15 protein-coding genes are annotated in these 20,403 nt (G+C 73.0%); 4 read left to right on the top strand and 11 right to left on the bottom strand.

The annotated features are described in order from the left end of the window. The 8 genes from ACFTWP_RS02675 to ACFTWP_RS02710 all read right to left on the bottom strand — a co-directional run. Positions 1-3,703: tetratricopeptide repeat protein (locus ACFTWP_RS02675; protein WP_380261880.1), on the bottom strand; the 3,703-nt coding region annotated here is incomplete at its 3' end. A 312-nt stretch (positions 3,704-4,015) separates the two neighbouring features. Next, complete coding sequence (locus tag ACFTWP_RS02680) at positions 4,016-5,167, bottom strand: FAD-dependent oxidoreductase (protein ID WP_380261882.1); 1,152 nt, start codon at positions 5,165-5,167, stop codon at positions 4,016-4,018. An 80-nt stretch (positions 5,168-5,247) separates the two neighbouring features. Further along, the gene (locus ACFTWP_RS02685) at positions 5,248-5,958 is read right to left on the bottom strand and encodes a TetR/AcrR family transcriptional regulator (RefSeq protein WP_380261884.1); all 711 of its coding nucleotides are present in this window, start codon (positions 5,956-5,958) and stop codon (positions 5,248-5,250) included. A 171-nt stretch (positions 5,959-6,129) separates the two neighbouring features. Continuing rightward, positions 6,130-6,660 (bottom strand): HPP family protein, encoded by a 531-nt coding sequence (locus ACFTWP_RS02690; protein ID WP_380261886.1) that lies wholly within the window; start codon positions 6,658-6,660, stop codon positions 6,130-6,132. Positions 6,661-6,879: 219 nt separating this feature from the next. Further along, positions 6,880-7,047 carry a hypothetical protein gene (locus tag ACFTWP_RS02695; RefSeq protein ID WP_380261888.1) on the bottom strand — a complete coding sequence of 56 codons (168 nt, stop codon included), beginning with the start codon at positions 7,045-7,047 and terminating at the stop codon, positions 6,880-6,882. Between the two features lie 41 nt (positions 7,048-7,088). Then, the gene (locus ACFTWP_RS02700; protein WP_380261890.1) at positions 7,089-7,295 is read right to left on the bottom strand and encodes a DUF397 domain-containing protein; all 207 of its coding nucleotides are present in this window, start codon (positions 7,293-7,295) and stop codon (positions 7,089-7,091) included. Between the two features lie 25 nt (positions 7,296-7,320). Further along, positions 7,321-7,527, bottom strand: coding sequence for a DUF397 domain-containing protein (locus ACFTWP_RS02705; protein WP_380261892.1), 207 nt, complete (start codon positions 7,525-7,527; stop codon positions 7,321-7,323). Beyond that, on the bottom strand, positions 7,524-8,390 hold the full coding sequence (locus tag ACFTWP_RS02710; RefSeq protein ID WP_380262146.1) for a helix-turn-helix domain-containing protein: 867 nt from the start codon (positions 8,388-8,390) through the stop codon (positions 7,524-7,526). Before ACFTWP_RS02710 ends, ACFTWP_RS02705 begins: the two co-directional genes overlap by 4 nt. A gap of 228 nt (positions 8,391-8,618) precedes the next feature. On the opposite strand from ACFTWP_RS02710, the gene ACFTWP_RS02715 reads away from it, so the two are divergent. After that, positions 8,619-9,173 (top strand): ATP-binding protein, encoded by a 555-nt coding sequence (locus tag ACFTWP_RS02715; protein ID WP_380261894.1) that lies wholly within the window; start codon positions 8,619-8,621, stop codon positions 9,171-9,173. A gap of 38 nt (positions 9,174-9,211) precedes the next feature. On the opposite strand, the gene ACFTWP_RS02720 is transcribed toward ACFTWP_RS02715, so the two are convergent. Together ACFTWP_RS02720 and ACFTWP_RS02725 are read right to left on the bottom strand one after the other, a co-directional pair. Beyond that, positions 9,212-9,694, bottom strand: a complete 483-nt coding sequence (locus ACFTWP_RS02720) for a cupredoxin domain-containing protein (RefSeq protein WP_380261896.1) — start codon at positions 9,692-9,694, stop codon at positions 9,212-9,214. A gap of 156 nt (positions 9,695-9,850) precedes the next feature. Further along, a complete protein-coding gene (locus ACFTWP_RS02725) occupies positions 9,851-11,986 on the bottom strand; it encodes a SpoIIE family protein phosphatase (RefSeq protein ID WP_380261898.1) in 2,136 nt (711 codons plus the stop codon). Between the two features lie 354 nt (positions 11,987-12,340). Between ACFTWP_RS02725 and ACFTWP_RS02730 the strand changes: the two genes are divergently transcribed. The 3 genes from ACFTWP_RS02730 to ACFTWP_RS02740 all read left to right on the top strand — a co-directional run bounded on the left by ACFTWP_RS02730 (position 12,341) and on the right by ACFTWP_RS02740 (position 17,459). Beyond that, entirely contained in the window at positions 12,341-13,921 is a 1,581-nt protein-coding gene (locus ACFTWP_RS02730) for a leucyl aminopeptidase family protein (protein WP_380261900.1), read from the top strand. After that, complete coding sequence (locus tag ACFTWP_RS02735; RefSeq protein WP_380261902.1) at positions 13,911-15,566, top strand: AbgT family transporter; 1,656 nt, start codon at positions 13,911-13,913, stop codon at positions 15,564-15,566. Before ACFTWP_RS02730 ends, ACFTWP_RS02735 begins: the two co-directional genes overlap by 11 nt. An 84-nt stretch (positions 15,567-15,650) precedes the next feature. Next, the gene (locus tag ACFTWP_RS02740; protein WP_380261904.1) at positions 15,651-17,459 is read left to right on the top strand and encodes an SLC13 family permease; all 1,809 of its coding nucleotides are present in this window, start codon (positions 15,651-15,653) and stop codon (positions 17,457-17,459) included. Here the strand turns inward: ACFTWP_RS02740 and ACFTWP_RS02745 are convergent. Further along, positions 17,422-20,220 carry a GH92 family glycosyl hydrolase gene (locus tag ACFTWP_RS02745; protein ID WP_380261906.1) on the bottom strand — a complete coding sequence of 933 codons (2,799 nt, stop codon included), beginning with the start codon at positions 20,218-20,220 and terminating at the stop codon, positions 17,422-17,424. The genes ACFTWP_RS02740 and ACFTWP_RS02745 overlap by 38 nt on opposite strands. Positions 20,221-20,403 lie beyond the last annotated feature (183 nt).

A 20,403-nucleotide genomic window follows, 5' to 3' on the forward strand; every position in this document is an offset into this window, starting at 1 on the left:
ACAGCGGGATGGCAAGAGCCAGATTCCCGTCCTCGTAGTGGGCACTGGCGAGGTTGTTACGAGTGGTCATGCTGTCGGGGTGATCGGAGCCAAGCACTCGCTCCAGGTCCGCGAGGGTCTGCTGGAACAGCGGGATGGCAAGAGCCAGATTCCCGTCCTCGTAGTGGGCACTGGCGAGGTTGTTACGAGTGGTCATGCTGTCGGGGTGATCGGAGCCAAGCACCCATTCCTGGGCCGCGAGGACCTGTTCGAACAGCGGGATGGCGAGAGCCAGATTCCCGTCCTCGTAGTGGGCACCGGCGAGGTTGTTACGAGTGGCCGTGGTGTCGGGGTGATCAGAACCCAGTACCCGATCCTGGGCCGCGAGGACCTGTTCGAACAGCGGGATGGCGAGAGCCAGGTCGCCGTTCTTCCGGTGAGCGCCGGCGAGATTGTTGCGGGTGGCCATGGTGCTGAGGTGATCAGGGCCCAGCACCCGTTCCAGGTCACCGAGGGTTTGCTGGAACAGTGAGAAGGCGAGAGCCAGATTCCCGTCCTCATAGTGGGCACCGGCGAGATTGTTGCGGGTGGCCATGGTGTCGGGGTGATCAGAACCCAGCACCCGTTCCAGGTCCGCGAGGACCTGTTCGAACAGCGCGATGGCAAGAGCCAGATTCCCGTCCTCGAAGTGGGCGCCGGCCAGATTGTTGCGAGTGACCCTGACATCGGGGTGATCAGAACCCAGCACCCGATCCTGACCCACGAGGATCTGTTCGAACAGTCCGATGGCAAGAGCCAGGTCACCGTTCTTCCGGCGAGCGCCGGCGAGATTGTTGCGGGTGGCCATGGTGTCGGGGTGGTCAGGGCCAAGCTTCCGTTCCTGGTCACCGAGGATCTGTTCGAACAGTCCGATGGCGAGAGCCAGGTCGCCGTTCTTGCGGTGCGCGCTGGCGAGATTGTTGCGGGTGGCCCTCGCGTCGGCGTGCTCAGGGCCCAGCACCCGTTCCTGGTCCGCGAGGGTCTGCTGGAACAGTGCGATGGCGAGAGCCAGGTTCCCGTTCTCGTAGTGGGCGCCGGCCAGATTGTTGCGGGCGTTCATGGTGCCGGGGTGGTCTGGGCCCAGCACCCGTTCCTGATCCGCGAGGGTCTGCTGGAACAGCGGGATGGCGAGATCCGAGTTCCCGCCCTCGTAGTGGGCGCCGGCAAGGTTGCCGCGGGTGGTCATGGTGTTGGGGTGGTCGGGACCCAGCACCCGTTCCTGGTCCGCGAGGGTTTGCTCCAGCAATCGGACGGCAAGGTCGAGGTTGCCCCTTTCCCGGTGGGTGCCCCCGAGGTAACCACGGGTGGCCAAGGTATCGGGGTGCTCAGGACCCAGCACCCGATCCAGATCGACGAGGATCTGCTCGAACAATGCGATCGCATGGGCCAGGTCACCTCTCTCCCGGTGGGCACTGGCGAGGTTGCGGCGGGAGGCCAAGGTGTTGGGGTGGTCGGGACCCAGCACCCGTTCCAGGTCAGCGAGGATCTGCTCGAACAAGGGGATCGCGTCGCCCAGATTTCCTCCTTCCTTGCGGGCCATGACGAGATTGTTACGGGCGGTCATGGTGTGGGGATGGTCGGGGCCCAGCACCCGTTCCAGGTCGGCGAAGCTCTGTTCCAGCAATTGGATCGCGTGGGCCAGATTGCCTCGGTCCTGGTGGGCGCCGGCGAGGTTGCTCCGGGTGGCCAAGGTGTCGGGGTGGTCGAAGCCCAGCACCCGTTCCTCGTCGGCGAGGGCTTGCTCGAACAGTGCGATGGCGAGGGCAAGGTCGCCCTTCTCCCGCTGGGCGCCGGCGAGGTCGCCGCGGGAGGCCAAGGTGTCGGGGTGGTCAGGACCCAGAATGCCTTGGAATCCGTCCAGCTGTTGTTGGTAGTGCTTTGCAGCGGCAGCGGGCCGGCCGGTCTTCCTGTCGTAGCGAGCAACGGCACCGAGCAGGTGAAGGGCGTCGAGGGTTCGGGGGTCTGTCGTGAGAGCGCGGGCGTGCGGGGCGATGTCGTCGAGATGGAGGCGCCCGGGCGTGTAGACGGCCTGCATGAGGCGGGTGGTGACGGCGATGGCGATTTTTCGCAGTGCGAGGGCGTGTTCGTCGGTGAGTTGGAGTCTCAGGGTGCGGCTGACGAGCGCGTGGAGAAACCAGGCTGGGTTCTCACCGCCCGTGTCGCGAAGGAGCGAGCGGCGTTTGGCGGCACTGAGTGTCTTGCGGTTGGTGCGGCGCGCGGTCTTCTCGTCGATGCCCTTCAGGGTCGCGGTGAGGTTGGTGAGGAGGCGTTCGGGTAGAGGCGCGGCGGCGAGCAGTGCTGCGGTGAGCAAGAGGAGAAGAGCGTCCACGTCGAGGTGGCGCAGGCTGCGGGTGAAGGTTGCGGCGATGTTGCGGGTGTGGCCGGTGGGGACCTGGGTGACGAGGTCGTCGACGAGTTGCTGGAAGGCGTCGCCGCTCTGGGAATCCGCGAGTTCGTCGAGGAGCTCGCTGTAGGTCAGGCTGGGATCCTCGGCCAGGCAGCCGCGGGCGAGGTCGATGGCCAGGGCGTGGCAGCCGAGGTTGTCGACCAAGGCGTGGGCGGCCTGCTGCTCGACCGCGTCCGTCGCAGGGTTACGGACGCGGGCCGAGGTGAGCAGGTGATGGGCCTCGCGATGGTGCAGGACGTCGACATCGACGATGGGCAGGTGGTCGTAGTTGCGCCAGCGGGTGGTGAACAGGGTGCGGGCGAGTGGGTGGGGTGCGGCGAGTTCTCGCAGGAACTCCGGGGCCAGGCCGCCGGGGATGTCGTCGACCACCCACAGGCACGTCCTGCCGGCCTGTTCGAGGTGTTCGGCGGCGGCCCGGCGGAGGTCGTTCGAGTCGTGCTGCTTGGGGTCGAGGCCGAAGGCGGTCGCGACCTGTTGGTGATGTTGGACGAGGGTCTCGTCGCGGATGTCGTCGGTGACCGCGTCGCCGGGCGTGTGGCTGGCCGCGGCGGTGAACCAGTAGACGCCGCCGGGGTAGTAGTGCGCGAAACGGCGGGCGTAGTGTTCGGCGAGGAGGGTCTTGCCGACACCTCCCAAGCCGATCACCACGGCCTGTCCCGGGCCGGCTTCATCGTGGGTCGCGGGGTACTCGAAGGCGTGCAGGGCACTGTGGATCTGCCAGAACTCGTCGACCCGGCCGACGAAGCGGGTCGATCCGGTGTGTTCGGCCGTATGCCAGCGCGGACGTGCGGTAGGGAGTGCATCGCCGAGCAGCCCTTGTGTGGTCGTGATTCGCTCCCTCACGCGTTCGACGACGTGACCGGTGCTGCCGGGGCCGGTCGGGGCCGTGTAGCGGGCGTCCCGCAACTCGACCGGTTGGACGTGGTCGGGTCCCGCTTCGGGGTTGACGACCAGGATCCGGCGGCGCGGATCACCCAGGGAGGTCGCGGCCCGGTAGGCGGTCAGCAGCTCCCACTGACAGGCCGGGCGCGTCGGGTAGGCCAGCGAGTAGTACGCGACGAACAGCCGGGAGACCGCCAGCGCGTCCCGGATGACCTGGGTGATCCCGTCGAACTCGTCGATCTCGCCCTCGTCGAGGAAGACCCGGAGGCCGGCCTGCGTCAATGCCTGCACCAGCGGTAGGGCATCGGCCCGGTCCGCCCGCGCGTAGCTGAAGAACACGTCATACGAATCCGGTGTCCCGCCGCCTGGCACACCGTGCTGGTCGAAAACTGTCATGGCCTACCCTCCACACGCCCCTGCCTCGTCAGGCGCTCTATCTCACGGCCAGATCAGGCTAGCGAGCGAGGCCGTCCGCAAGGCGACGAACAGTCAGATTCCGTTCCCGGCAGGCGATACGGCTTGGAGTGCGGGCATCCACGCCGGGTGAAGCCCGGCATCCGTGCGGACGGTCGGTGCGCTCCCGGCGAGGGGGGTGGCGTGCAGGCTCGGCGGTCTCGGGTCGAGATCGCCACAGCGTCGGTGGAGGAGATCAGCAGGGAGTGGGAGCCGGACGATGCCGAGCGCAGGGCGGCCTCCGGGCCCTGAAGGTCAGACGGCCCGGTCGGCGTGTCCGGCGAACTGGTCCAGCAGGCCCTGCGGTGCGTCCTCGCGGAAGCAGACCACCAGGCTGTCGGCGGAGGCGGCGGCGGAGAACTCGCTGCGCGGGAAGAGCGCCTTCTCGTAGGCGGCGAGGGCGGCCTCGGTGTCACCGGGGTGGGCGGCCAGCGCCTCGCCGAGCTCGGCCCCGTCGAGCATGGCCAGGTTGGCGCCCTCGCCCGCGAAGGGGGACATCAGGTGGGCGGCGTCGCCGAGCAGGGTGACGCCGGGGGTCCGGTCCCAGCGGTGGCCGACCGGCAGCGCGTGCACCGGCCGGGCGACCAGCGGGCCGTCGGCATCGGTGACCAGCGCGCGCAGTCGCTCGTCCCAGCCGGTGAAGTGCTCCAGCACGGCGGCCTTGGCGGCCGTGGTGTCCGGGTCGGCGAAGTCGACGCCGGAGCCCCACTCGACCGGCACCCGCAGCGCCACGTAGACGTGCAGGCTGCCGTCCGGCTCGCGGTGGGCGAGGAAGCCCCGGTCGGCGCCGAGGGCGAAGAACATGCCGCCGCCGATCAGGGCCGCGCTCCGCGGGTGGCGGCGGTCGGCCTCACGCAGGTCCAGCTCGACGAAGGACACCCCGGAGTAGGCGGGGACGGCGTCGGAGACCAGCGGACGGATCCGCGACCACGCGCCGTCCGCGCCGACCAGCAGGTCGGTGGTGAAGCGCGAGCCGTCCGCGAGCTCCACCTCGTGGCGGCCGTCGCCGAGCGGACGGGCCGCGGTGACCTTCGCGCCCCAGCGGACGGTGCCCTCGGGCAGCGAACCGAGCAGGAGGTCGCGCAGGTCGCCGCGCTCGACCTCGGGGCGGTCGCCGGCGCCGTCGTCCTCCTCGGACATCCGGACCTCGGCGTGCCGGTCCAGGATCCGCATGGCCTGGCCGCCGGGGTGGACGAGCCCGCGGAACTCCTCGTGCAGGCCGGCCGCGGTCAGCGCGACCTGGCCGGAGTCCTCGTGGATGTCGAGCATGCCGCCCTGGGCGCGGGCGTCCGGCGAGGCGTCCAGGTCGAGGACGACGGCCTCGATGCCGTGGACGTGCAGGACCCGGGCCAGGGTGAGGCCGCCGAGGCCGGCGCCGACGACGGTGACGGGGTGGTGGGTGTTCATGGCTGGTCTCCTTGCGGCTGCACGCCCGGGCGGGGCGGGGAAGAGGGAAAGGGAGGGGATGGTGCCGGGGCGGCCGGCGTTCAGTCGAGGGGCCCGGCCGCCGGGCCCGCGGGCGGGACGGGGGTGTGCAGGATGCCGTTGATCAGCATCTGGATGCCCCAGGAACGGCGCTCCGCGGGAGCCCCGGAGACGAGTCCGGTACCGAGGGCCGCGATGTGCGGATGCGTCTTCGCGGAGGTCTCCCGCAGCACCCGGGCCAGGGTGTCCATCTCCTGTCGGGCATCCGGCGCGTCGACCCGGCCGGCGTGTTCGGCGGCGGACGCGGTGGCCTGCTGCAACAGGACGTCGACGCCCCAGGCGGCCTGCCCGGCGGGGACGCCGCCCTCCGCCAGCAGGGCGAGCATCCCCTCGATCAGGTCGAGGTAGTGCGCGCCGCTGGGCCGGGCCACCAGGGCGGCCCGGGCCAGGCTCGGGTGGGCGAAGAGCACCTCGCTGTACGAGGTGAGCAGCTGCTCCAGCCGCTCCCGCCAGGACCCCTCCGCGGTGGGCGGCCCGACCGTCCCGAGGATCTCGTCCAGGATCGCCGCGTGCAGTTCGTCGGCGTTGCGGACGTAGACGTAGAGCGAGGCCGGTCCGGTGTCCAGCTCCTGCGCCACCCGGCGCATGGTGACCTTCTGCAGGCCCTCGGCCCGCATGATCTCCACGGCGGCCGCCACCACGCCCTCCCTGGTGAGGGCGGGCTTCGCCGGGCGCTCGCGGCGACTGCGGGGGGCGTCGGGGTGCGGTGTCATGTCTCCAAGGTAACGAACATGTTCGTTGCGAACAAGGTCGTAGCGAACACAATCGTCACGAACATGTTCGCCCGACGGTGCACGACACCCCGGACTCCACCGTCAGGAATGCCGTTCTCGCAGGTCAGAGACCCTCGGGCAGCGCGCCGCCCGCCACTGCGGACCCCGCCCTCACCACCAGTAGGACGGGTACGCGGGTACGCCGCGCTTCGCCCGGGTGGCCGCCATCGCCGCCAGCACGATCAGGACGTTCGCCGCCAGCAGCAGCGGAAGGAACCGGACCGCCCTCGGCGCCTGGAGCACCACGATCACGGCGGTCGCCACCGCGGGCGTGTGCTGGGTCCGGGTCGCCATCATCACGGCCAGCGCCAGCCCGCCCGCCAGCGCCGCCACCCAGGTCGCACTGCCCAGCACCGCCAGCACCCCGAAGCCGGTCAGCGCCGCCAGCAGGTGCCCGCCGACCAGACTGCGCGGCTGCGCCAGCGGCAGCGCCGGCGTGCTGTGGACCAGGGCCGCACTGGCCGCCAACGGCGGGATCAGCATCGGCTGGTGCAGCAGCGCACCGGCCGCGACGATCAGCAGCAGCACGGATATCGACGAGGTGGTCGCGTGCAGCATCGTGCCGATGCTCGGCGATGCGGGGGCCCGACTCGCCGGCGGCCGCAGGGCGGGGCGCGGACGGGTGGCCTGGTCGGTGCTCATGCGCGGTACTCCGGAGTGCCCGGACGCGAGGGGCCCGGTGGTGGACGGGGATCGGGAAAGGCCCGGCGCCACCGCGACAACGCCCGGCAACACGACCACGTGATCGACACGGTGGGGCCATACGCTCGGCTCCGGATCCCGGACGGCGCAGTCCATTACCGGACAATCTACCCGTACCCCCCGCCTGACCTGCGGCCGGGGTCCCCTCACCCACCACCGCTACCGCTGCGGCAGCTCGGCTCCGCAGCGGTGGCACACCGTGGGCGGCGCGGCATCCAGCACCGCGTCGCACTCCGGGCAGACCCTGTTCAGCCAGCACGCGGCCTCGCCACCCGCCGGCTCCGGCAGCCCGCCCGGACCGTCGCCCGGGCCGTCCTCATCCGTCACACCGCCACCGTACGCCCCGCCACCGGCCCACCACCGGGCCGTCAGGCCTCGGCCGCGAACCGCACGAACGCGGCCCACTCCTCGCGGGCGAACGCGAACTGCGGCCCCTGCCGGTCCTTGGAGTCCCGCACGTGTACGAGCCCGGACCCGACCGCGACCTCCACGCACTCGCCGCCGTCGCCGGCGCTGTAGCTGCTCTTCGTCCACCTGAGTTCGGTGATGCCGTCCGAGGACTTGTCGGCGTTCATCGCTCTCCCAGCGTCTCCTCGGCCCTCACACCTCGGCCGCGAACCGCACGAAGGCGGCCCACTCCTCGCGGGCGAACGCGAACTGCGGCCCCTGCCGGTCCTTGGAATCCCGCACGTGTACGAGCCCGGACCCGACCGCGACCTCCACGCACTCGCCACCCTCACCACCGCTGTGGCTGCTCTTCGTCCACCTGAGTTCGGTGATGCTGTCCGAGGACTTGTCGGCGTTCATCGCTCTCCCAGCGTCTTCTCGATCAGGACCAGGGACTCCCGAGGCGAGAGGGCCTGCCCCCGGATACTTCCGTACCGTGCAGACAGAATACGAACCTCCTCGGGGTCGGTGATGAGGCGGCTGACATTCTGCACCTCCACATACGCCACCTGCGGTCTCCCCTTGGGTGTGAGCAGGATGAACGGCCCGTCCATGCCTGCGTGGTCCTCACAGGCCAGCGGCAGCACCTGAATTGTCGTACTCCGCAGGCCGCCGAGGTAGAGCAGGTGCTTCAACTGGCCCTGATGGACGTCCGGACCACCGATCAGCCGGCGCAGCACGGATTCCTCGATGACCGCACACACCATGGGGGCAGGCCAGCGAGTCAGGATCTGCTGCCTTGCCAGCCGCGCGGCGACCCGCTGCTCAATGGTCTCCTCGTCGAACAGCGGCTGTCGCACCGTGAAGGTGGTGCGCGCGTACTCCTCCGTCTGCAACAACCCGGGAACCGTCAAGGTGCTGTAGAAGTTCAGCTCCACAGCCTCCAGTTCCAGCCGCGCGTAGTCCCGGAACCACTCGGGGTGCTTCACCCTGGCCTTCGCCTTCGCCCGGGCGACGTCCTCCTTCGCCGCCTTCAAGAGGCCGCCCGCGCCGAGGAGTTCGTCCGCCGCGTCGAGGAACTCCGGCTGCGGGGTGCGCCGGCCGCGTTCCAGGGAGGAGATCTGGTCCTCGCCGTATCCGAGCCGGTCGCCGAGTTCCTTCTGCGTCAGCCCGGCGCGCTCCCTGAGCAGCTTCACCTGCTTGCCGATCGCGCGCAGGAAGTCCGTGGCGCCCTCGGGGTCGTCGGGCGGCTCGGGCCGCTGGTCCGGGGTGCGGTCCCGCAGTCCGCCCGCCGCCTGCGCGAACGGGTCCGACCGCTCCACGTCGTCACCGCCGCCCGCCAGTACCACCATCAGCGACCACCGCCTCACAGGCCCAGGGCGAGCCCTCCGTGCCGTCGAACTCCGGTAGGACCGCCGGGCCGGACCGTCAACCGTCCGCGCCCGTACAGTGACGTTCCGTACCGGATCACCTGCTCGCCAGGGTATGCCGACGCGGGCACGCTCTGTGACATGAAGTCCGAAATCGCTCCCGTCAGACCGACCACCACCACGGCTCCCCGCAGCTGGCAGTTCACCTCCAGCTGGCGCGGTGTCCGGCTGGCCCGACTGACCGTCACGGAGCAACTGGCTCAGTGGGGTTGGCCGGTCGAGACCGACACCGCCCAGAACGCGGCCCTGATCGTCGCCGAACTCGCCGCCAACGCCGTCCTGCACGGACGCCTGCCCGGCCGGGACTTCGGGGTGCGAGTGGGCGTCGTCGCTCCGCTCCCGGGCCGGCCGGGCCCGAGCACGGTCCGGATCGAGGTGTCCGACTCCCGCGGCGACCGCCTCCCCGCTCCGCGTACCGGCCCCGCCCCGGACCCGGACCCCGGTGCCGAGTCCGGGCGGGGCCTGGTGCTCGTGGACGCACTGGCCGCCCGGTGGGGCAGCGTCCCGCGCCCGCCCTCGGGCAAGACCGTCTGGGCCGAACTCCACCCGGCCCACCCGCACCCCGCCGACGCCCGTCCCACCGACACCCGGCCCGCCGACACCCGTTTCACCGGAGCCCGCCCCGCCGGGGCGTGACCCGCCGCCGTCGCCCACGGCCGCCCACGGCCCACGGCCTACTGCACCGTCAGGGTGCCGTGCATGTAGGTGTGGATGCTGCAGATGTAGCGGTACTCGCCCGGCTGGGTGGGGGCGGTGAAGGTGGTGGTCTTCCCGGCCGCGATGTCACCGGTGTCGAAGGCGCCGTCCGTGACGGAGGTGACGGTGTGCGTGGTGTCGTCCTGGTTGATCACGGTGACGGTCGCGCCGGGGGCCACCGTCACCGAGACCGGGCTGTAGGCGAAGTCCTTGATGGTGACCGTGACGGCGGTGCTCGGCGAGCCGCTCGGCGAGGCCCCGGCGGTCGTGCTCGCCGAGCCGGCGGAGGGTGACGGCGACCCGGAGGAGCCGGGAGAGGCCGCGCCGGACGGCGAGACCGCGGCCGGCGAGGGGGTGCTCGGCGTGCTCGGCTTGCTGGAGGAGCAGCCCGCCAGGGCCAGCAGGGCCAGGACGGCACCGACCGTGAGGAGGGTCTGCCGGCGGTGGTGGGTGGGCGGCATGGTCGCTCCGGCCTCTCGGATTCCGGGCCCGCCGGGTGAACGGGCCGTCGGCCCAGGCTGCCGCAGGCCGGTCGCTGCGGGCGTCGCCACACACCCGTACGGCGCGGGGGTCACCCGTACGGAGGGCCGCGGGTGGTGCGGGTCGCGCCGATCGGTTCAGCGGGCGGACCGGTCGTGCTCCTCGGGCGGGAGCGGCTGGTCGGACGGCAGCGGCTGTTCGGACCAGATCGTCTTGCCCTCGCGCAGGTAGCGGGTGCCCCAGTGGGTGCTGAGCTGCATGACGATGAACAGGCCGCGGCCACCCTCGTCGGTGCTGCGGGCCTGCCGCAGGTGCGGCGCCGTGGTGGTGTGGTCGGAGACCTCGCAGATCAGGTTGCGGTCGCGGATCATGCGCAGCTGCACGGATCCCTTGCCGTAGCGGATCGCGTTGGTGACGAGCTCGCTGACGATCAGCTGGGTGCTGTACACGAGGTCGTCCAGGCCCCAGGCGACGAGCTGGCGCTCGGCCAGGCGCCGGGCGCTGGAGACGACCGCGAGGTCGTCGGGGAAGGTCCAGACGGCGATGTTCTCCTCGCCCAGGTGGTGGGTGCGGGCGAGCAGCAGGACGGCGTCGTCGCCCGGCCGTTCGGGTACCAGGACGTAGACGGCGGCGTCGCAGAGCTCCCGCAGGGTGCGTCCGGGCTGCGCGATCACCTGGCGCAGGCGCCCGAGGGAGGTGTCGGTGTCGCGATCGCGGCCGGAGACCAGGCCGTCGGTGTAGAGCGCGATGACGCTGCCCTCGGGCAGTTCGACGCCGGCGCTCTCGAAGCCGGCTCCGCCGATCCCGAGGTGCGGGCCGGCGGGCACCTCGAAGGGGATCTCCTCCCCGCTCGGGCCGGTGATCAGGGGCTCGGGGTGGCCGGCCCGGGCGGCGGTGCAGCGGCGCGTCACCGGGTCGTAGATGACGACCAGGCAGGAGGCGAGGAACTCGGAGGCGGCGTCGGGGACGGCCAGCGCGCCGTCCTGGGCGAGCCGGCCGGCGATCGGGTCGAGCCGCTCCAGCAGTTCGTCGGGCGCGAGGTCGAGGACGGCCAGGGTGCGGACGGCGGTGCGCAGCTGCCCCATGGTGGCGGCGGCCTCGACGCCGCGTCCGGCCACGTCGCCGACGACCAGGGCCACCCGCGTGCCGGAGAGCGGGATGACGTCGTACCAGTCGCTGCCGGCGCCGCCGGCGATGTACAGGTGGGCCGCGTCCACGGCGGAGACCGAGGGGGGCTGCTGGGGCAGCAGGTAGCGCTGCAGGGCGGCGGCGACGGTGCGCTCGCGGGCGTAGCTGCGGGCCTTGTCGATGCTCAGGGCGGCGCGGTCGGTGAGTTGGCGGGCGAGGTCCTGGTCGTCCTCGTCGAAGGGTTCGGGCCGGTCGTAGCGGTAGTAGGCGGCCAGGCCGAGGACGTCGTCCTGCACCATGATCGGAATGATCATCATCGAGTGCACGCCGGCGGTCCGCAGCCGTTCGCCGAAGGCCGGGTCGGCCTCCAGCCAGGGCGCGTCGGGGCGCAGCCGGGTGATCAGCCGGGGCCGGGAGTCGGCGAGGCTCTGGGTGAACGGGGTGGGGAACCGGAAGGTCTTGAGCCGGCCGACGGGCACCGGCAGGGTGCCGCCGCGCAGGAGCCGGTAGGCGGCCCGGCGCAGCGGGTGGTCCGGGGAGACCGGCCCCTGGTGGGTGTGGCCGGCCCGCCAGGTCTCGTCCAGCAGGTCGACCGTCATGGCGTCGGCGAAGCGCGGTACGGCGACGTCGGCGAGTTCCTGCGCGGTGGCGGCGATGTCGAAGGTGGAGCCGATGCTCTGGTGCGCGTCGTGCAGCACGGCGAGCCGCTCCGCGGCGGCCTCCCGGTCGGTGACGTCCTCCACGGTCAGGGCGACGCCGAGCGGCCCGCCGGCGGCGGGCCGGGCCGGCGTCCCGTCCTCCGGGGCGGGGAGGTCCTCCAGCCGGTAGACCGAGACGGCGTAGATGCGGGTCCGGCCGGTGCGGGAGGCGGGGCGCCCGCGGACCAGGCGGCCCTTCACGGTGACGCCGGTGGCGAGCACTTCGCCGGCCAGCGCGGTGATCTCCTCCGCCGGGTAGCCCGGGGCGACGTCGCCGAGGCGCTTGCCGAGCGCCTCCTCGCCGGGGAAGGACGGGGCGGCGCGGGCCCTGCGGTTGAGCCGGACCAGCCGGAGGTCCCGGTCCAGGACGTACCAGCGGCGCGGTGCCCCGCCGAAGACCGCTCGCAGCAGCGCGGTCACACCCGCCTCGCGATCCGAGTCCCGCACCGTGGTACCTCCGGGCTGCCGTCCGTGATCGGTCCTGGTCCTTGCTCCACGATGGCAGAGCGGGCCTTCGCGGCAAGTCGCGTACCCCGGGCGCGTCGGCCGTCGAACGGGCCGGCCCGGCACCCGGTGGCAGGCCGCCGACCAGCCGGGATGCCGGGAAGGGCCGGCCGGGCGGGCGGGAGGGTCCGGCGCGGGGGCGGGACGCGGCGACCGGATGCCGGCTCACCCGTCCGGCCCAGCCGGGTGACGTTCCGGCATGCGGGCGGCCCGGGAGTGTGGGGAGTCTGGGTTCTCCTCCTGCTGAAGACGCGTCAGCCCGGAACGGCCGGACCGGGGAGGGCGAGAGGAGCCGCAATGGCAGACCTGCGGGAACGATTCGACCCGATCCCGTCCTGGGAGCGGCCGCCGGAGGTGTCGGTGGCCGCTCCCCCTGCCGGTGGCGGCGCCCTGGACGCGGGGGGCCACGGCCTGCTGGGCGTACCGGTGGCGCCCGACGGCGCTCTCCCCCCGGGCCTGGGGTTGAGCCGCGAACAGCTGGCGGCGGCGGGCCTCACCGGCGCGCCGGGCACCGCGGGAGTCTGCCTGCGCCCCGACGGCGGACCGGTGGTGGTGTTCGGCACCGGTGAGCGGGAGGCCCTGGACGCCGCGGCCCTGCGGGACGCGGCGGCGGCCTTCGCCGGCGCCGCCGCGCGGGAGGGCCGGCTCGCCCTGTTGTTCCCGTCCGGCACCGGGGTGGCACCCGCCGAGGCCGCGCAGGCCCTGGTCGAGGGCGTCCTGCTGGCGCGGTACCGCTTCGAGGTGCTCAAGCGCGAGCCGCAGGCCGTCCCGGTCGAGGCGCTGACGCTGCTGGTGGCGGAGCCGGAGCGGGCCGAGGCCGAGCGCGGCCTGCGGCGCGGCCTGCTGTTCGCGCGGGCCGCCATGCTGGCGCGCGACCTGGCGAACTCGCCGCCGAGCCTGCTGACCGCGGCCGTGCTGGCAGAGTCGGCGACCGGTCTGGCGGCGCGGACCGGTCTGGCGATCGAGGTCTTCGACCAGGCGCAGCTGGTGGCGATGGGCTGCGGCGGGCTGCTCGGCGTCAACGCGGGCAGCGCGGACCCGGCGCGGATGATCAGGTTGCGCTACACCCCCGACGGCGCGGCCGGGAGCGCGCCGGCCCGGGTGACGCTGGTCGGCAAGGGCGTGATGTACGACTCCGGCGGGATCAGCCTCAAGCCGGCCGACGCGGTGCACGCCACCATGAAGAACGACATGTCCGGCGCCGGCGCGATCCTGGCGGCGATGTCGGTGCTCCGGGAGCTGGGCTGCCCGACGGCCGTGACCGGCTACCTGATGTGCACGGACAACATGCCCTCGGGCACCGCGACCAAGCTCGGCGACCTGCTGCAGATCCGCGGCGGCACCACCGTCGAGGTGATCAACACCGATGCGGAGGGGCGCTTGATCATGGCGGACGCCCTGGTGCTGGCCACCGAGGAGCCCACCGACGCGATCGTGGACATCGCCACCCTGACCGGCGCCGCGATGCGGGCGCTGGGCGCGGAGATCGCCGGGGTCTTCGGCAACCGGCAGCCGCTGGTGGAGCAGGTGCTGGCGGCGGCCCGGGCGACCGACGAACCGGCCTGGCAGCTGCCGCTGTCGCGCCGCTACCGCGCCGAGCTGGACTCGGAGGTGGCGGACATCAAGAACATGGGCGGTCCGAACGGCGGCGCCATCCACGCCGCACTGTTCCTGGAGGACTTCGTCGACGGGCGGCCGTGGGCGCACCTCGACATCGCCGGGCCGGCGCAGAACGACTCCGCGTCCTCCTGGCGGCCCAAGGGCTGCACCGGCTTCGGCGCCCGGCTGCTGGCCGAGTTCCTGCTCGGCTTCACCCCGCCCGGCAGCCCCCGGCCGGGCTCCGGCGAGGGCGGCGAGGGGGCCCGCCGTGAGCGGTGAGGCGGCAGCGGCCGACCGGCCCCTGGGGCAGCGGATCCTCGACGGCATCGAGAGGTTCGGCAACCGGGTCCCGCACCCCGCGATGATCTTCCTGTGGCTCTGCGCCCTGGTGATCGTGCTGTCGGCGATCCTGGCGGCGTTCGACGTCTCGGTCACCTACGACGCCGCCGAGCCGCTGCCCGTACCGGTGCACGAGACCTACGAGGGCGGCACCGACTACCCGTCCACCGAGGTCCCGCCGGCCTCCAACTACGAGCACCCCTACGAGGTCCGCCAGGAGACCACGCGGATCGAGAGCCTGCTGACGGGTGACGGCATCAGGTTCATCTTCACGTCCTCGACCAGCAACTTCAACAACTTCGGCGTGGTCGCGGTGATCCTGGTCGCGATGGTCGGGGTCGGCCTGGCCGAGGAGGCCGGCCTGGTCGCCGCCCTGGTCCGCAAGCTGGTGCGGGTCACCCCGCCCGGCAGCCTCACCTTCGTCATCGTGCTGCTCGGCGTCCTGTCCAGCGTGGCCTCGGACGCGGGCTACCTGGTGCTGATCCCGCTGGGGGCGGTGGCCTTCATGAGCGTCGGGCGCCATCCGCTGGCGGGCATCGCCGCCGCCTTCGCCGGCGTCGGCGCGGCCTTCGGCGTCAACGTGCTGATCACGCCGGTGGACGGGATCGTCACCGAGATCACCAACGAGGCGATCGCCCTGGTCGACCCCACCGAGTCGATCAACCTCACCGCCAACCTCTACTTCAGCATCGCCTCGACGCTGTTCCTCGCCGTGGTGATCACCGTCGTCACCGAGAAGCTGGTGGAGCCCCGGCTCGGGGCCTTCACCCAGGCGGTCGAGGCCGAACAGCCCGACGAGGCCGACGAGGCCGGGGTCAGCCCCGAGCGCGAGAGCCGGGGCCTGCGATTCGCGCTCTACGGCCTGCTGGTGGTGGCGGTCGCGGTCGCGCTGCTCTCGTTCCTGCCCGGCTCCCCGCTGCGGAACCCGCAGACCGGCAGCCTCTTCGACGACTCGCCCTTCATGGACGCGCTGATCTTCATCATCATGCTGCTGTTCCTGGTCGCCGGCCTCTGCTACGGGCGCGGGGCCGGGACCCTGAAGGGCACCTCCGCCGCGATGGAGGCCATCACCAAGACCTTCTCCGGCCTCGGCGGGCTGATCTTCCTGCTGCTGATCATCAGTCAGTTCATCGCGTACTTCAACTACAGCAACATGGCCACGATCGTGGCCGTCAAGCTGGCGGACGTGCTGGAGGGGATCGACGTCGGACCGCTCTGGCTGCTGCTCGGGCTGATCCTGGTGACCATCATCCTGGACCTGATCATCCCCGGGGTGATCCCCAAGTGGGCCATCCTGGCCCCGGTGTTCGTCCCGCTGTTCCTGCGGCTGGGCGTCGCACCGCAGACCGTCCTGGCCGCCTACCGGGTCGGCGACTCCCCCGCCAACGTCATCACCCCGCTGATGGTCTACCTGCCCTTCATCGTGCTGCTCACCCAGAAGTACAAGAAGACGTCGGGCGTGGGCACGGTGGTGTCGCTGATGATGCCCTACACGATCGTGGTGGCCGTCGCGTGGGTGCTGTTCTTCGTGGCCTGGTACCTGATCGGCATCCCGCTGGGGCCGGGCGCGCCGGTCGGGACCTGACGCCGGTGCCCGACCGCGCCGCCGCTCCGGCGCCCCCGGTCCGACGCCGCCACCCGTGCCGGCGGCGGGCTCCGGCGGCGCGCCATGAGTGACGCCGCCGTCTGCCTGACCGTCCTCGCGGCCGTGGTGGTGCTGTTCGTCTGGAACCGGCTGCCGGTGGAGGTCGTCGTCTTCGGCTCGGCCCTCGTCCTGTACGCCACCGGCGTGCTGGACGCCGGGCAGGTGTTCGCCGGGTTCGGCGACCCGGTGGTGGCCTTCGTCGCCGCGCTGTTCGTGCTCAGCGCGGCGCTGCAGGCCACCGGGCTGACCGCCTGGGCCGGGCGGCGCCTCGCCGGGCAGGCGGGCGGCGGCCCGGGCCGGCTGGTCGTCCTCACCATGCTGCTCGCCGCCGGCCTGACCTCGCTGATCACCGTCACCGGCGCGGTGGCCGCACTGCTGCCGCTGGTGGTGCTGCTGGCCGCCGGGGCCGGACTGCCGCCCTCCCGGCTGGTCCTCCCGCTCGCCTACGCCGGACACGCCGGGTCGTTGCTGCTGCTGATCGGCTCCCCGATCAACGTGATCGCCTCGGAGGCGGCGGCCGAGGCCGGTGGACACCCCTTCGGCTTCTTCGACTTCACCGTGGTCGGCGTGCCCGTGCTGGCCGGGACGATCGCCCTGACCGTCCTGACCGGGCACCGTCTGCTGCCGGGCCGCACCCCGACCAGCATCCCCGCCGACCTCACCCGGCACGCCCGGACCCTGATCGCCCACTACGGACTGGCGAGCGGCTCGGCGAGCCTCCAGGTCCCGGCCGGTTCGACGGCCGTCGGGCAGGCCGCCGAGGCGCTCGCCGCGAGCGCGCCGCCCGGGCTCGCCGTGGTCGGGGCGCTCACCGCCGACGGTCACGACCCGCGCGGGGACGCCGCCCTGCAGGCCGGCGACATCCTGATCGTCCGCGGGGAGCGGACGGCCACCGAGGAGTTCGCCGCGGCGCACCGCCTCGACCACCTGCCCCCGCCGATGCGCGAGCACCTGGCGGACGTCCTGGTCAACCGGGACGCGGGGCTGGTCGAGGTGGTCGTCAGCCCCCGCTCGACGCTGGTCGGAGCGCGGGTCTTCCCCGGCATGGCCACCGCCGACGGCGACCTCGCGATCCTCGCCGTCCACCGCGCCGGACACGAGGCCGGCCCCGAACCGGTCGTCCTGCGCCCCGGGGACACCCTGCTGGTGCAGGGCGGCTGGCAGGCCCTGCACCGGAAGGCGGAACGCGCGGACGTCCTGGTGGTGGACTCCCCCCGCGAGCTCAGGGCCCAGCTCGCACCGCCCGGGCCGGCCGCCTGGAAGGCGCTGGCGGTCCTGGCCGGCATGGTCGCCCTGCTGGCCAGCGGCGCCGTGCCGGCCGCCGTGGCGGGGCTGCTGGCGGCGCTCGCCATCGTGCTGCTGCGGGTGCTGACGCCGGACCAGGCCTACGAGGGCGTCTCCTGGACCACCGTCGTCATCGTCGGCGGTCTCTTCCCGCTCTCGGTCGCCATCCAGCGGTCCGGCGCCGCCGACGACGTCGCCCACCTGGTCGTCCGGGCCGCCGGCGGCAACGGCCACCTGCTGCTGCTCGGCGTCTTCCTGCTCACCGCCGTCCTCGGCCAGTTCGTCTCCAACACGGCCACCGCCCTGATCGTGGTGCCGATCGCGGTCTCCGCCGCGCACGACGCCGGGATCTCCGTGCAGCCCGTCCTGATGTGCGTGGCGGTCGCCGCGGCCGCCGCCGTCCTCACCCCGGTGGCCACCCCCGCCAACATGATGGTGATGGGCGCCGGCGGCTACCGCTTCGGCGACTACTGGCGCTACGGGCTGCCGGTGCTCGGCTGGTTCCTGGTCGTCACCCTGACGGTGGTGCCGCTGGTGTGGCGGTTCTGAGGCCGGGGGCGACCGCCGCGTCCGGCTCCCCGTAGACCTCCAGCTCGTGGATCCGGGCCGGCTCCGGGCCGTCGGGGGCCAGGTCGGCGGCGGTGTCGACGAGGAGGCGGACGTAGCGGGCCGGCCGGGGGGCGACGGGGTGTTCGGTGCGGCTGGCGCGGGATCCGGTGACGGCGACCGCCGCGTCCCAGGTGACGCCGTCGGTGCTGGTCTCGATCCGGAAGGCCGCGGTGTTGCGGCCGGTGCTCTCGCCGCCGAGCCCGGCGTGCTCGACCACGAACGAGCTGACCGTACGGGTGGCGCCGAGGTCGACCCGCAGCCAGGCGTCCGGCTCGGCGGAGCACCAGCGACCGGTGCTCCCGAGCAGGCCGTCGAAGGCGCGGTCCGCGGCCGTGTCGGCGGAGCAGGGCGCGGATCCGGCCGCGGCCCCGCCCGCCGCCAGGTTCGGTCCGCGCTCGGGTGCGGCGGGCAGCGCGGCCCCGGCGCCGTCGGTGAACGAGGGCGGCACGTCGGCGGCGCCGGTGCCCCAGGCCGCTCCCGGCGCCTCGCCCATCGAGTACTGGAGGACGGCGCCGCCGGCCAGGTCCGGGTAGCGCAGGTGGCTGCGGGTGGTGGCCGCCCCGTCGACCCGCAGGCCCTGGACGTACCGGCCGGTGCCGGTGGCGAGGATCGCGATGTCACCGCCGGGGCGGTGGATCTGCACCGAGGGGAAGAACGGCCCGTGCAGGGCGAGGGTGTCGGCGCCCGGGGTGACGGGGTACATGCCGAGCGCCGCCCAGACGTACCAGGCCGAGGTGGCGCCCAGGTCGTCGTTGCCCGGCAGCCCGCCGGGGCCGGTGGTGAAGGCCCGCGCCGCCCGGCGGACGGCGTCCGCGGCGCCGGCCGGGTGGCGGGCGAAGTCGTACGCCCAGGGGACGCCGTGCTCCGGCTCGTTGCCGATGTAGTAGTACGGCCGGCTCTGCCCGGCGTTGAGCTCGCGGAAGTGGTGGTCCAGGCGCTGCACGGCCGTGTGCCGGCCGCCCATCGCGTCGATCAGGCCGGCGTAGTCGTACGGGACCATCCAGGTGTACTGCGCGGCGTTGCCCTCGGTGAAGCCGGATCCGCTCGCCGGGTCCAGTGGCCAGGCCCAGGTTCCGGCGGCGTCCCGCGGCTGCACGTAGCCGGACTCGGGGCCGTAGGTGTGGCGCCACCACTGCGCGCGGGCCAGGTGCGCGGCGGACGCGGCGGTGTCCCCGAGGGCCGCGGCGAACCGGGCCACCGCGAAGTCCGAGGCGGAGTACTCCAGCGAGTCGGAGGGATCGCCGGCGATGTACTGCAGGCGGACGTACGAGGCCTGCCGGCCGCGGATCGGACCGCCCTGGGTCGTGCCCCCGGCGGAGGACTTCTCCATCAGGGCGAGCGCGGCGGCGGTGTCGAAGTCGCGTGCCCCGAACGCGTACAGGCTGGCGACGACGATCGGCCCCGGGTCGCCGTTCATCACGAAGTCCTCGTTGGTCTGCTGCGACCACTTGGGCAGCAGCCCGCCCTGCTGCCCGTCCAGCACCATCGACCGGGCGATGTCGCTCGCCTCGGCCGGTGCGAGCAGGGCCACCAGGGCGGCCCAGGAGCGGTAGATGTCCCAACCCGAGTAGTTCTGGTAGACGGGGTGGTCCGCGTGGTGCACCGCGCCGTCGAACCCGCGGTAGTCGCCGTCGACGTCGCTGGACACGTTCGGGCTCTGGAACACGTGGTACAGGGCCGTGTAGAAGGTCCGCAGCAGGCTCTCCCCGCCCTCGCCGGCGCCGCCGTCGTCGCCACCGCCGACCCGCACCCGGCCGAGCGCCGCGTTCCAGGCGGTGTCCGCGGCGGCCCGCACCGCGTCGAAGTCCCAGCCGGGGTTCTCCGCCGCGAGGTTGCGCCGCGCGCCCTCGACGCTGACGTAGCTGAGCCCGACCTTGAATCGGACGCTCCGCCCGTCCGTGGTGTCGAAGGTGAGGTAGGCGCCGGTGCCGGTGCCGGTGCCCGCGGCGCTCGCCGAGCCGGGCGCGAGGTCCGCCCCGGACCAGGTGCCGAAGCCGGTCGGCTCCCGGTCGAAGCGCAGGTCGAAGTAGATCCGGTAGGTCTTCGAGGAGCCGCAGAAGCCGCCGGCGGTGACGCTGCCGCTGACCTCGGACCCGTCGATCCGGACGGTGCCGGCCCGGTCGCCGGTGGCGCTGCGGCCGGTGGCGACCAGCAGCCGGGCGGTGTCGGTGGACGGGTAGGTCAGTCGGCCCATGCCGGTCCGGGTGGTGGCGGTCAGCTCGACGTCCGTGCCGTAGCGGTCGAGCCTGGTCCGGTACTGCCCGGGGGATGCGGACTCCTCGGCCTTGCGGTAGCCGGAGGCGTAGTCCGTCCAGGACGTCCCCGGCGAGGCGGCCAGGGCGCCGGTCACCGGGAGCAGCGGGAGGTCCTCGTTGTTGGGGCAGCCGGCCCCGTCGAAGTGCGTCAGGCTGAAGGACTCCACCGAGGTGTCGGAGTAGCGGTACCCGGACGGCGAGGCGGTGGGGGTGTCGGGGCTGAACTGCACCCCGCCGAAGGGCACCACCGCGCCGGGGTAGGTGCTGCCGCCGGCCCCGCCGGGCACCGGGTCGGGGGCGGTGCTGTCGTCGCTGCCGACGAAGGGGTCGACGTACCGGGTGAGCGGGAGGTCGGCCGCCTGCACCGGAGCGGCGACGGTGCCGGCGGGGCCGAGGGCGGCCAGGAGCGCGGCGCTGACCGCGCGGGCGATGCGTGAGCGGAGCACGGCGGACCGCAATCTCGTGAGGACCCGTCACATCGCCCGCAGGGAGGGCCCTGTGGCACGCGGCGGGGCGCTCGGCGTGCGTGTGCACACTAAGCACGGCGGCGGCGGGCCGTCGCGGCGGCGCTCGCCGGCGGGCCGGCAAGTGCAGGCGGATGGCGCAACACGGGCGCCCCGGCCGGGGCC

Origin of the sequence: Kitasatospora sp. NPDC057015, assembly GCF_042673745.1 — a bacterium.
Lineage (GTDB): Bacteria > Actinomycetota > Actinomycetes > Streptomycetales > Streptomycetaceae > Kitasatospora.

What these genes read in the sequence shown, in the direction of transcription:
- ACFTWP_RS02700 (WP_380261890.1), bottom strand. Translation starts at nt 7,295, where the DNA reads ATGAACGCCGACAAGTCCTCGGACGGCATCACCGAACTCAGGTGGACG.
- ACFTWP_RS02685 (WP_380261884.1), bottom strand. Translation starts at nt 5,958, where the DNA reads ATGACACCGCACCCCGACGCCCCCCGCAGTCGCCGCGAGCGCCCGGCG.
- ACFTWP_RS02720 (WP_380261896.1), bottom strand. Translation starts at nt 9,694, where the DNA reads ATGCCGCCCACCCACCACCGCCGGCAGACCCTCCTCACGGTCGGTGCC.
- ACFTWP_RS02680 (WP_380261882.1), bottom strand. Translation starts at nt 5,167, where the DNA reads ATGAACACCCACCACCCCGTCACCGTCGTCGGCGCCGGCCTCGGCGGC.
- ACFTWP_RS02740 (WP_380261904.1), top strand. Translation starts at nt 15,651, where the DNA reads ATGAGTGACGCCGCCGTCTGCCTGACCGTCCTCGCGGCCGTGGTGGTG.
- ACFTWP_RS02730 (WP_380261900.1), top strand. Translation starts at nt 12,341, where the DNA reads ATGGCAGACCTGCGGGAACGATTCGACCCGATCCCGTCCTGGGAGCGG.
- ACFTWP_RS02715 (WP_380261894.1), top strand. Translation starts at nt 8,619, where the DNA reads ATGAAGTCCGAAATCGCTCCCGTCAGACCGACCACCACCACGGCTCCC.
- ACFTWP_RS02705 (WP_380261892.1), bottom strand. Translation starts at nt 7,527, where the DNA reads ATGAACGCCGACAAGTCCTCGGACAGCATCACCGAACTCAGGTGGACG.
- ACFTWP_RS02690 (WP_380261886.1), bottom strand. Translation starts at nt 6,660, where the DNA reads ATGAGCACCGACCAGGCCACCCGTCCGCGCCCCGCCCTGCGGCCGCCG.